Raw genomic sequence first — 11,171 nt, 5'->3', positions numbered from 1 at the left:
CTCTATCCTTTCCATCAAAATTCAGCCCTATTCAAAATAAAAAGCCCTCCGTTTAGGAAGGCTTCAATTTGTTTGCAAATCTGAATTATTTCAGTAAGTTCAATTGCTGCAGTTGTGGACCCACCGTTTCCTTGAGAAGGGTTGGAGTTATCGTGCTCTCCACAATGGCAGCGACGAATAACAGAACGACCACAGTAAGAACCGCTAATGGAAATTGCTTGAGTGTATCGTACCAGTCATTTTTCAATCGTGCCAGCTTTTGCGGTTGGATTAGAACTCCCACTGAGCGTAAACTCAGCACCCCTAAACGAATACCCACTCCTGCTGCAAACAGGATAGCTGGGAGCTCAAAAATTCCATGTGGCAAAATCCCTGCACTAAAAATAAGCCATGGACTTACTCCAGCGCCGCTGTATTTGAAAAGGATAAATCCAAGCAGCACTCCATTCGTGAGCATTCCAATTATAGGAAATAACGCAAACAATATTCCTAGCGCCATCATCATCAATGCACTAAAAACATTATTGGAAAAAATCGTCCAGAATACCGCTAAAGGTCCGCCGCCGTTATCCTTTATCCGTTCAGCAATTTCCTTTAATTGGCCCATCATTTTACCGACCATCTCTTCAACGAGCGGTGCTTGAAAATACCCAATCAAGGCACCACCCAAAAATAGTAAGCATGCGGCGAAGAAATAGTTTCGGTTATCAAGCCATAAATGCCGCAATCGACTGCCCATGCACCACACCCCTTTACTACCTCATAATTCACTATATGCATTGTACCTCAACAATAGCCAACAGGCCAAAGAATATCCTTGTCTTCCCTGCATAAACTGTTATCGGACAAAGGAGGTACTATCCATGAAATTCATTTACGTGATCAGCGCGAAACGATTAAAGCAAATCTTAATTATTGTCGCGGCCATCGTGCTAACAGCCGGATTTGGTTATGCGGAACGCGATTCAATTGCTGCCTTTGCTGAAGGTGCCAGCACGCAAGCCCCCCAAGCTATTTATAAGGTCGACACCAAAGAAAAGAGAATCGCCCTTACCTTTGATATCAGCTGGGGAGAGACACGAGCATTACCTATACTGGATGTGCTGAAAGAAAAAAAGGTAAACAAAGCGACCTTTTTCCTCTCCTCTCCTTGGAGTCAACGACATCCAGACATCTTGAAACGAATCAAAGAGGATGGTCTAGAAATTGGTTCGCACGGTCACAAGCATGATAACTACACCAAATACTCCGATGAAGAAATTCGCTCCCAAATGGGCAAAGCGGACTCCATTTTAACCGAAATGACTGGAAAAAAACCAACACTCATTCGGATGCCCAATGGTGATTTTGACAAACGAGTGCTGGAAATCGCGAATCGTATGGGGTATTCCGTCATCCAATGGGATACGGACTCAAAAGATTGGACCAATCCGGGAACAGATGTGATCATCAATAATGTATTATCCAAAGCTCATCCAGGCGACATCGTCCTGATGCACGCGAGCGATTCTGCAAAAGATACACATCTTGCCCTCCCCGTGATCATTGATCAACTTCGCAAGGATGGCTATGAATTTGTTACAGTATCTGAACTCATTTCGGGTACAAGTGTAGAAAGCAAAGAAGTTCACTAAAACCAAAAAAGCTGACCTTCATTGGGTCAGCTTTCTCTTTTTACCAGACGATGCAATTGCATGACTTGCCAGACGTTACAAAACAATAGTGGGACGAGCATGGACAGTGTTGCACGCACATTGTCTTCCTTCAATGCTGGAATCCATTCCAGTGCCGTAACAACAAACATAAAGAAGGTCGTCGGTATCCATGCAGATTTATTGGTCAGACTTACTTTTCCATATGCGGTAACAATAGCAACAATTAATAATAGCGTTGGCTCAATAAAGTACGTGCCAAATCCTTTTCCTTCACCGAAGGACGTATAGCGAAGATAAATCATATCGAAAAAGACAAACAAAATAAGAAATACTTGGACGCTTTTCCATAGGGAAGCCGTTTTGAATATTGTTTTGGCGAAATAATTAATCGTCATATACGCAAAAAAACCCATCTGAGCCACAATGCTAATGGTCATTCCATACAGTAGGTACATGAACAAGCCGACAAAAAAGTTACCGGTGCTTCCTCCAAGCAGCTTGTCCAGATCAAAAATAAGGGCAACCAGGATCCCACCTAATCCCCCAAGCAAGAGTGTGGTAATAAAAAGCCATCCATACTTACGCAAACTCACCAAGTATTCCCTCCCATCCACATCGAATATGATTGTACCAATGGATACAAGAAAATACTAGCGTAAGAACAAAACAAAATGCACACGTTACTTGTAGGCAGAGTAAAGAAGGAGGTGTCCACCCCATGAGAAAAAAGACGATGTCTTTTTGGTTAACCGCTCTTGTCTGTCTGGTTCTTACCAGTTGCGGGGGTGGCGGACAAGCGCAAAGTTCGTCTCAGCCTGATTATAAAAGCGTCAAAGACATGGTGCTGGACATATTGCAGACGGACGAAGCGAAGCAATCTGTAGGGAAAATGATGAAGGATGACAAGTTCAAACAAAACCTGATGCTGGACGAGTCGACAGTGCGGACAACTTTGATTCAAAGCATGACGAATCCCAATAACACGCACATCAAAGAAGCGTTTAAAGACCCTAAGTTCGCAAGCGCCATGGCAAAGTCTATGAAAAATGAACAAAAAACGCTAATGAAGGACCTAATGAAGGACCCTGAATACCAAAAAGAGCTCATAAGCGTAATGAAAGACCCTGAGTTTGAGAAAAATTTGATGGACCTAATGAAAAGCTCTGCTTATCGACAGCAAACCATGCAAGTGATGAAGGATTCCTTGCAAAGTCCTTTGTTCCAGGCTGAACTCATGAAGATCATGACCAAAGTATCCGAGGACCTGACAAAGCCAAAGGAGCTGAAGCCGAAGAAAAAAGGAAAAGGAAAAGAAGGTAAAGGTGGAGGTTCCGGCGGAGGTTCTTCCGGCGGAGGCAGCGGTAAATCTTCTTAAAACGAAAAGGTGAGCTCTATTATTGTAGAGCCCACCTTTTTCATCTTCTTGAAGCTTATTGTTTGACGGCTTCCCCGCATTTTTCTATGACACGTTTGGCCATATCGATGTAAAGCTGACCAATTTCGGTCTTTTCTCCATAGATGGATGGGGAATAATCAGGTTCAGATGGATGATTATCCGGTTGTCCCAGCGGAATTTGAGCGAGCAGCTCACATGTCAATGTCTCAGCAAGCTTAGCTCCTCCACCACGCCCGAATACGTATTCTTTCGTACCATCTTTTGCTTCGTACCATGCCATATTTTCTACAATACCGAGGATTTCATGACCGGTCCGCTTTGCCATAGCGCCTGCCCGTGCTGCTACAAACGCTGCGGTAGCATGAGGAGTCGTTACCACAATCTCCATGCTTTGCGGAATCATGGTATGCACGTCAAGGGCCATGTCCCCCGTTCCTGGAGGCAAATCCAGCAAAAGGTAGTCCAATTCTTCGCCCCAATGTACTTCCGTGAAAAAGTTACGCAGCATTTTCCCCAGCATAGGGCCACGCCAAATGATCGGAGAGTTGTCCTCCACAAAAAAGCCCATGGACATAACTTTTACGTTTTGCTTTTCAACAGGCAGAATGGTTTCGCCAATCACGGTTGGACGTTGTTCAATATTCATCATATCGGGCACGCTAAAGCCGTAAATGTCTGCGTCGATAATGCCCACTTTTTTTCCTAAACGCGCGAGCGCAACAGCCAGGTTCACTGTCACCGTCGATTTTCCGACGCCACCTTTTCCGGAAGTGACCGCGATAAAGGTCGTATTCGAATCCTTCGCCAAGATCGGATTCAAGACGGGAGCTTGTCCCGGTGTCATGTTATGTGTTTGCCCACCTTGGTTCTTACGTAATTGGGCAGACAGAGCCGCACGTTCCTCATCTGTCATTGAACCGAATTGCAGGTGGACTTCTTCGGCTCCTAGCGCTTTCACAGCAGCGATGACATCATCCTCGATCTTGGCTTTGAGCGGACAACCCGAAATCGTCAGAACGACCGTGAGACTTACTGTCTTGCCTTCAATATGGATATCCCGAATCATGTTGAGCTCGACCAAGCTACGATTAATTTCGGGGTCTTTTACATCGCGTAGTGCTTCGAGAACCTGTTCTCTGGTCAACATTCTGGTTCACCTCATCTATGATCTTTTCAAACATTTCCATGCTGGTATAACGACAGCGTATGCGCGTTCATTATAGCATATTCGGGCGGGCGGAACACGACCACCGCCCTCTTAAGGTGTAATTGGCGCTTTTTCTCCCGAGTACTGACGCAGTATCCCTTGATAAATGGCATTAGCCATAGCCTTTTGGTATTCAACGCTCTGAAGTCGCTTTGCCTCCTCCGTATTGCTGACAAAGCCTACTTCTACCAAAACGGCCGGGCAGTTAACCTCCCGAATCAAGAACACATTGTTGGTCTTACTCGGAACCCGGTCTGTATGACCGATCACCCGTTTGATTTCATCTTGTATCAAATAAGAAACTTCTGCACTCTTTTTGAAGCTAGGGGAATAAAAAGTCTGTGCTCCTGACCATTTCGGAGAAGGGATGGAATTAACGTGTATGCTGACCAAAAAATCCGGTGTACTATCATTGACCAGCCTTACTCGGTTTCGAATATCCTCAGATTTTCGTTTGCGTGCCTGCGCCGCATCTGGACTCGCCAAATCCTTGTCTTCCTCCCTCGTCATAACTACAAACGCTCCTGACTGCTGAAGGAAATCCCGCAAGTACATGCTAATGGCCAAAGTCACTTCTTTCTCAACTACATTCCCGGCTTTGGAAACGGCACCGCCGTCTATTCCCCCATGCCCAGGGTCAATGGCTATGACCGTTCCCGTCAGTGGCAGCGACCATGCCTGCCAGGAAGAACGATCAGGCGCTTCGTAGGTGAACAACAGCATAAGCACGGCGAAAGCTAATATCCAGCCTACTCCTTTTCGTGTCACAGTGTATCGTCCCCTTTGTCCCATTCTCGTTCCATCTTATGGACAAACATGGACAAATATACCCGTTTGTGAAAAGGAAAAACCCCCCTGTCTGTGAACAGACAAGGGGGTTGTATCGAACAGCAATTAGCGCTTGGAGAATTGAGGTGCGCGACGAGCTGCTTTCAAGCCGTATTTCTTACGTTCTTTCATACGAGGGTCGCGAGTCAGGAAGCCAGCGCGTTTCAGAGCGCCGCGCAGTTCCGGATCTGCTTTCAGCAGAGCGCGAGCAACGCCGTGACGGATTGCACCAGCTTGACCAGTGGTTCCGCCGCCGTTTACGTTAACCAATACATCGTAACGACCAAGAGTTTCAGTCAGAACGAGTGGTTGTTTTACGATCAATTTCAATGTTTCCAAACCAAAGTAAGTATCCATTTCACGCTTGTTGATCACGATGCGACCTTCACCTGGAACCAGGCGAACGCGTGCTACGGAGTGCTTACGACGACCTGTACCGTAGTATTGTACTTGTGCCACGTATATTTCCTCCCTTTACCTTAACCGCGAATTTGCCAAACTTCTGGTTTTTGTGCTGCGTGTGGATGCTCAGTTCCAGCGTATACTTTCAGCTTGGTGAACATTTGACGTCCCAGGCTGTTTTTAGGCAGCATGCCTTTTACCGCCAGTTCGAACATACGATCTGGTCGCTTGTTCAGCATTGCGCCAGCAGTGGTTTTTTTCAAACCACCTGGATACAGGGAGTGAGTGTAGTAAATTTTGTCGTTCAGTTTGTTACCAGTCAATTTCACTTTGTCAGCGTTGATTACGATTACGAAATCGCCAGCGTCAACGTGAGGAGTGAATTCTGGTTTCAATTTTCCGCGCAGGATAGAAGCTACTTCGCTCGCCAGACGACCCAGCGTTTGGCCTTCAGCGTCAACGATGTACCATTTGCGCTCAACTTCGAGCGGTTTCGCCATATATGTGGTACGCATTTTTGTCCCTCCTAAATATCTTACCTAACACATATCCATCTACTTATAACCAAAACAACCGAAACTTGCAATGGAAGATAATTGCTGTTACGGGTGAGCAACTCTTCCAGGTGTTCCATGTAATCACGATCTTGTCTTTCAATCCCGGGGCTAGAGTGGGGCTAGGCGGGGTTAAAATACCAAGGAATATCGTACTACATAGACGCTCCATAGTCAAGTGCTGCTCGTGCGTCTAATAGTTGGAAATCAGAAAACTAGTAGACAACTTCCCACATGGTCAGACCCTTGGCTGGTGCTGTCTTACCTGCCTTTTCCCGATCACATGCGGCGAGGATTTCCCTCAGTTCAGCAGGGTTTCTTTTTCCTTGCCCTACTTCAACCAAAGTCCCCACAATAATTCGAACCATGTTGTACAAAAAACCGTTGCCTCGGCATGTCACCCATACCTCGTCTCCGATTTTTTCCACGGAGAGCCCGTACACAGTCCGAACCTTGTCCTCGACGTATGTCTTTGCCGAGCAAAAGGAAGTAAAATCATGTTCACCCACCAAATAATGAGCAGCCTGCTGCATTGCATCTACATCTAACGGAAACCGGACATGGTCAGCGTAACGATGCCGGAATACATCTGCCACTGGATTGTTGTCGATACAATATCGATATTCTTTTACTTGCACGTCAAAACGCGCATGAAAAGAGGCATCGACCTCTTCGACTGTCCGAATGACAATAGAATCAGGCAATTGATTGTTCAACACAAACCGCCATTTATCCATCGGAATGTTGCTCGCCGTGTCAAAGTGAATCACTTGACCGCGTGCATGAACACCCGCATCTGTCCGGCCTGAACCGAAGACCTGGATATCCTCTCCGGTAACCCGATTCAATGCGGCTTCAATTTCCCCCTGGACCGTTACTTGATCTGGCTGTACCTGAAAACCGCTGAAGTCAGTTCCGTCATATGCCAATACACATCGCAGTCGCTTCATGTACGCCACCATCCAATCACGATTACCAAGATCACACTCACAACAGCTACGATTCCATCACGCCAAGTGAACGTCAGCTTATTCAGCCGCGTTCTCCCCACTCCCCCGCGATAGCCACGCGCTTCCATCGCCAAAGCCAGTTCTTCAGCACGCCGAAACGCACTAACAAATAAAGGAATAGCGATCGGAATCAGGTTCTTGGCTCTGCGCACGAGACTTCCACTGGTGAAATTGGCTCCTCTGGCGGTCTGCGCCTTGATGATTTTATCCGTTTCTTCCATCAGGGTCGGAATGAACCGGAGTGCAATAGACATCATCAGGGCTATATCATGAACTGGTATGCCGATCTTCCCTAGTGGTCCTAGTAAACGCTCCAAACCTTCCGTCAAATCGATTGGAGAGGTTGTCAGTGTTAGTAGGGAGCTAATGAGAATCAAAAGTCCCAACCGCAAAGAAATGAAGATCGCCTGGCGAACTCCCTGTTCTTCTACTGTAAACCATCCCCACTGAAAGTAAACCGTTCCGCCTTTTGTGATAAAAATATGCAAGACTACGGTAAACAAAATCAGGATCCAGACAGGTTTTAAGCTTTTTAATATATAGGACAAGGAAAGCCTAGAAAGAAGTGCAGCATACAAGGTAAAACCAATGAGTATGGCGTACGTAACCGTATTGTTAGCCAGAAAAATCAAGGTAGCAAAAAGAATGATGAAGAGAAGCTTGCTTCGCGGATCTGCACGATGTAAAAAAGATTGCCCTGGTACGTATTGACCAATTGCGATATTCTGCAGCATGCCTAGCCCTCCTTTGGTACGGACAGTCGTTCCAGCAGATGGGCAATCAGCTCTTCCTCCCGATAAAGGGAGCTCGGCAGACTAGCCTTGTCCGGCAGCTTTTGATTCATTTGCGATACGAGAGCCACCGTTTCCGGTACATCCAAAGACAGCTCTCGGAGACGATCCACATGCATGAATACTTCCTCCGGCTTCCCCTGCAAAGCTACTTGACCTTGTTCCATCACAAGCAAATAGTCTGCATAGCGGGCTGCCTCTTCCATGCTGTGCGTGACCAATAGTGTCGTGAGGTTTTGTTCCCGATGAATCCGGTAGATCCCTTCAAGAATCGTGACTCGTCCCGCAGGATCAAGACCCGCAGTTGGTTCATCCAATACCAGAACCTTCGGCTGCATGGCAAGAACACCAGCCAAAGCAACACGTCGCATTTGTCCGCCACTCAAATGAAATGGCGAACGATCCTTGATCGTGGCATAATCCAGGCCGACAATTTCAAGGGACTCCTTTACGCGCGCTTCCACCATTTCCGTTGGCAAGTCAAAATTGAGCGGTCCAAAAGCAACATCCTTCGCAACCGTTTCTTCAAACAACTGATGTTCAGGATATTGAAAGACGAGCCCAATATCGCGCCTCTGAGCATGGGGTAATCGTCGCTTTGGAGTAATGACCGCATCACCCAGGGTAATCTGCCCTGAACTAGGCATCAGCAACCCGTTCAAGTGCTGAATCAGCGTTGACTTACCTGAGCCCGTGTGGCCAATAATTCCGACAAACGAACCAGATGGAATCGTCAGCGAAATATTGTGTAAGGCAACTCGCTCGAACGGTGTTCCCTTTGCGTAGATATGGCTTACTTGGTCAAAAGTAATTTGCATACGTGCTCCACCAGCTCCTCTTGATGCAGGACAAACGGTAAATCAATCCCTTTGGACTGAAGTGCGTGTCGCAGTCGTACGGCAAATGGCACATCCAGTCCCACCTGTTTCAAACGATCTACCTCATTAAACACTTCACTCGGCTTACCTTCCATCAGGACTTCACCCGCATTCATGACGATGACCTTATCCGAATAGATGGCTTCTTCCGGAAAGTGGGTAATGTTTATGATCGTGAGTCCCTCATCACGGTTCAGTTGACGAGCCAGATTTAGCACTTCCATTCTCCCTTGTGGATCAAGCATCGCTGTCGCTTCATCCAAAATGATGACAGAAGGACGCATCGCCATAATCCCTGCAATCGCCACTCGTTGCTTTTGACCACCAGACAGACGATGTGGTTGTGCTTGTAAATAAGACTCCATCCCTACAGAAACGAGCGCCTCATCGATACGATCTCGCATCTCTTTGGGGTCCACACCCATGTTCTCTAGGCCAAAGGCGACATCATCTTCCACAGTGGCCCCAACAATCTGATTGTCCGGATTCTGAAAGACCATGCCAACATGTCGTCGAATTTCCCAAAGCTGCTCCCCATCTTTCGTATCCATTCCACTGATAAGTACTGTGCCGCCTTCTGGAAGCAACAGAGCATTCATCAGCTTTGCCATCGTTGATTTGCCGGAACCGTTGTGACCCAATACGGATACAAAGGAACCTTTTTGAATGGTAAGGTCAACACCTTGTAATACCGGAACCCGTTGGCCATCCTCACCATCGTAGGTATAAGAAACATCTCGCAATGCCAGCAGGTTATCTTCATTCATGAGGCATTCACAACCTCCCCAGCCTTCACAGGGAACTGACTAGCAGGATTTCGAAGAGAAAGGAAAAAAGGGTTGAATCAGAGTCCAGCCTATGACCAGATCTGCCCCCACCCTTTTCGCGGTAATCTACCAGGCTTACAACCTGAGTAAATGACCAGTTTACATGTATTAAACGAATTCGATGTACGCCATTGGAGCAGCGTCGCCACGGCGAGGGCCGGCTTTCAGGATACGAGTGTATCCACCGTTGCGCTCTTTGAAGCGAGGAGCGATTTCATCGAACAGTTTTTGAACAGCATCGCGGCCTTCAGCATTCGCAACTTCTTTACGAACGAAAGCAGCAACTTGACGGCGAGCATGCAGATCGCCACGTTTCGCGAGCGTGATCATTTTTTCAGCGATTGGGCGCAATTCTTTCGCCTTCATCTCTGTAGTTTCGATGCGCTCGTTGATGATCAGGTCTGTTACCAAGTCGCGGAACAGCGCTTTACGAGCTGAGCTACGACGACCCAATTTACGTTGTGCCATGTGGTTTACCTCCCTCTTAATCGAGAGAACAAAAGTTTGCTTCTTGGTTTGCTACTCTAATCGTCGCTGCGCAGGGACAGGCCCAGTTCAGCTAACTTTTCTTGAACTTCTTCAAGAGATTTGCGCCCCAGATTGCGTACTTTCATCATGTCCTCTTCGGTCTTCTGCGTCAGCTCTTGCACGGTATTAATACCGGCACGCTTCAAGCAGTTGTAGGAACGAACAGAAAGATCGAGCTCTTCGATAGTCATCTCCAAGACTTTCTCTTTCTTGTCCTCTTCCTTCTCTACCATGATTTCTGCATCCTTCGCCTCGTCAGTCAGACCGACGAACAAGTTCAGGTGCTCCGTCATGATTTTTGCGCCGAGACTCACGGCTTCTTCCGGACTGATGCTACCGTTAGTCCAAACCTCAAGTGTTAACTTGTCATAGTTGGTCATTTGCCCTACACGGGTATTTTCCACTTGATAGTTAACGCGCTTGATCGGCGTGTAGATCGAATCAATCGGAATCACACCAATAGGCAGATCCTCAGATTTGTTTCCATCAGATTGAACATAACCACGACCACGTCCAGCTGTCATGCGGATATGCAGACGACCGCCATTGGCCAACGTTGCAATATGAAGATCAGGGTTTAAGACCTCCACATCACTGTCAGCACGGATATCTCCCGCTTTGACAACGCCTTCGCCTTCTGCATCGATCTCGATTACTTTTTCTTCATCGGAATGGATCTTCAGCGCCAAGCCTTTGATGTTCAGGATGATCTCGGTTACATCTTCAACGACGCCTTCAACCGTAGAGAATTCGTGAAGAACCCCATCGATTTGAACAGTACGAACTGCCGCGCCTGGCAAGGACGAAAGAAGAATTCGTCTCAGCGAGTTGCCAAGGGTAGTTCCGTATCCGCGCTCTAGAGGTTCTACAACAAACTTTCCATACGAGTTGTCGTCGCTAACTTCCACAACCTCGATTTTTGGTTTTTCTATTTCTATCATTAAACAAACCCTCCTTCAAAACGTCGAAATCCTTGGGTGGGCCGCATACGTGCCCACTCAGGAATTTCCCCGGCGGTTTACCGTTTGCGTGCATGACAAGCTATAAATCAGAATTTACCATTCTAGTATGGACATGTTCTGAACGATATAAACC

Annotated in this window: 14 protein-coding genes; 2 read left to right on the top strand and 12 right to left on the bottom strand. The window is 47.0% G+C overall.

Annotated features, from left to right (window positions below; genetic code table 11):
- Positions 1-85: 85 nt before the first annotated feature.
- Positions 86-739 (bottom strand): stage II sporulation protein M, encoded by a 654-nt coding sequence (locus tag BBR47_RS01550; RefSeq protein WP_012684011.1) that lies wholly within the window; start codon positions 737-739, stop codon positions 86-88.
- A gap of 124 nt (positions 740-863) precedes the next feature.
- Here BBR47_RS01550 and pdaB point away from each other — a divergent pair, with 124 nt between their 5' ends.
- Entirely contained in the window at positions 864-1,634 is a 771-nt protein-coding gene (gene pdaB, locus BBR47_RS01545; protein ID WP_012684010.1) for a polysaccharide deacetylase family sporulation protein PdaB, read from the top strand.
- Positions 1,635-1,660: 26 nt separating this feature from the next.
- Here the strand turns inward: pdaB and BBR47_RS01540 are convergent, their stop codons facing one another.
- Positions 1,661-2,248 carry a KinB-signaling pathway activation protein gene (locus BBR47_RS01540; RefSeq protein WP_012684009.1) on the bottom strand — a complete coding sequence of 196 codons (588 nt, stop codon included), beginning with the start codon at positions 2,246-2,248 and terminating at the stop codon, positions 1,661-1,663.
- 125 nt (positions 2,249-2,373) lie between these two features.
- Between BBR47_RS01540 and gerD the strand changes: the two genes are divergently transcribed.
- On the top strand, positions 2,374-3,030 hold the full coding sequence (gene gerD / locus BBR47_RS01535; RefSeq protein WP_012684008.1) for a spore germination lipoprotein GerD: 657 nt from the start codon (positions 2,374-2,376) through the stop codon (positions 3,028-3,030).
- 55 nt (positions 3,031-3,085) lie between these two features.
- Here the strand turns inward: gerD and BBR47_RS01530 are convergent, their stop codons facing one another.
- The 10 genes from BBR47_RS01530 to BBR47_RS01485 form a co-directional block, all read right to left on the bottom strand.
- Complete coding sequence (locus BBR47_RS01530; RefSeq protein ID WP_012684007.1) at positions 3,086-4,198, bottom strand: P-loop NTPase; 1,113 nt, start codon at positions 4,196-4,198, stop codon at positions 3,086-3,088.
- 111 nt (positions 4,199-4,309) lie between these two features.
- Positions 4,310-5,026, bottom strand: a complete 717-nt coding sequence (gene cwlD / locus BBR47_RS01525) for an N-acetylmuramoyl-L-alanine amidase CwlD (protein WP_267969428.1) — start codon at positions 5,024-5,026, stop codon at positions 4,310-4,312.
- Positions 5,027-5,152: 126 nt separating this feature from the next.
- Positions 5,153-5,545: a 30S ribosomal protein S9 gene (gene rpsI, locus BBR47_RS01520; protein WP_005828788.1), complete on the bottom strand. Its 393-nt coding sequence runs from the start codon at positions 5,543-5,545 to the stop codon at positions 5,153-5,155.
- Positions 5,546-5,565: 20 nt separating this feature from the next.
- Positions 5,566-6,003: a 50S ribosomal protein L13 gene (gene rplM, locus BBR47_RS01515; RefSeq protein ID WP_012684005.1), complete on the bottom strand. Its 438-nt coding sequence runs from the start codon at positions 6,001-6,003 to the stop codon at positions 5,566-5,568.
- 254 nt (positions 6,004-6,257) lie between these two features.
- Positions 6,258-6,992, bottom strand: a complete 735-nt coding sequence (truA, locus tag BBR47_RS01510; protein WP_012684004.1) for a tRNA pseudouridine(38-40) synthase TruA — start codon at positions 6,990-6,992, stop codon at positions 6,258-6,260.
- The gene (locus tag BBR47_RS01505) at positions 6,989-7,786 is read right to left on the bottom strand and encodes an energy-coupling factor transporter transmembrane component T family protein (RefSeq protein ID WP_012684003.1); all 798 of its coding nucleotides are present in this window, start codon (positions 7,784-7,786) and stop codon (positions 6,989-6,991) included. The genes truA and BBR47_RS01505 overlap by 4 nt, the downstream gene beginning before the upstream one ends.
- Positions 7,787-7,788: 2 nt before the next feature.
- A complete protein-coding gene (locus BBR47_RS01500) occupies positions 7,789-8,661 on the bottom strand; it encodes an energy-coupling factor transporter ATPase (protein WP_012684002.1) in 873 nt (290 codons plus the stop codon).
- The gene (locus BBR47_RS01495; RefSeq protein ID WP_012684001.1) at positions 8,637-9,488 is read right to left on the bottom strand and encodes an energy-coupling factor transporter ATPase; all 852 of its coding nucleotides are present in this window, start codon (positions 9,486-9,488) and stop codon (positions 8,637-8,639) included. The genes BBR47_RS01500 and BBR47_RS01495 overlap by 25 nt, the downstream gene beginning before the upstream one ends.
- A gap of 168 nt (positions 9,489-9,656) precedes the next feature.
- Positions 9,657-10,016 (bottom strand): 50S ribosomal protein L17, encoded by a 360-nt coding sequence (gene rplQ, locus BBR47_RS01490; protein ID WP_012684000.1) that lies wholly within the window; start codon positions 10,014-10,016, stop codon positions 9,657-9,659.
- Positions 10,017-10,072: 56 nt separating this feature from the next.
- Positions 10,073-11,017, bottom strand: a complete 945-nt coding sequence (locus BBR47_RS01485; RefSeq protein WP_005828801.1) for a DNA-directed RNA polymerase subunit alpha — start codon at positions 11,015-11,017, stop codon at positions 10,073-10,075.
- Positions 11,018-11,171 lie beyond the last annotated feature (154 nt).

The organism is Brevibacillus brevis NBRC 100599, assembly GCF_000010165.1.
In the GTDB taxonomy this organism is placed as follows: Bacteria; Bacillota; Bacilli; order Brevibacillales; family Brevibacillaceae; genus Brevibacillus; species Brevibacillus brevis_D.
Note: the sequence above shows the minus strand (reverse complement) of the source record. Positions and strands in the feature narration are given on the sequence as shown.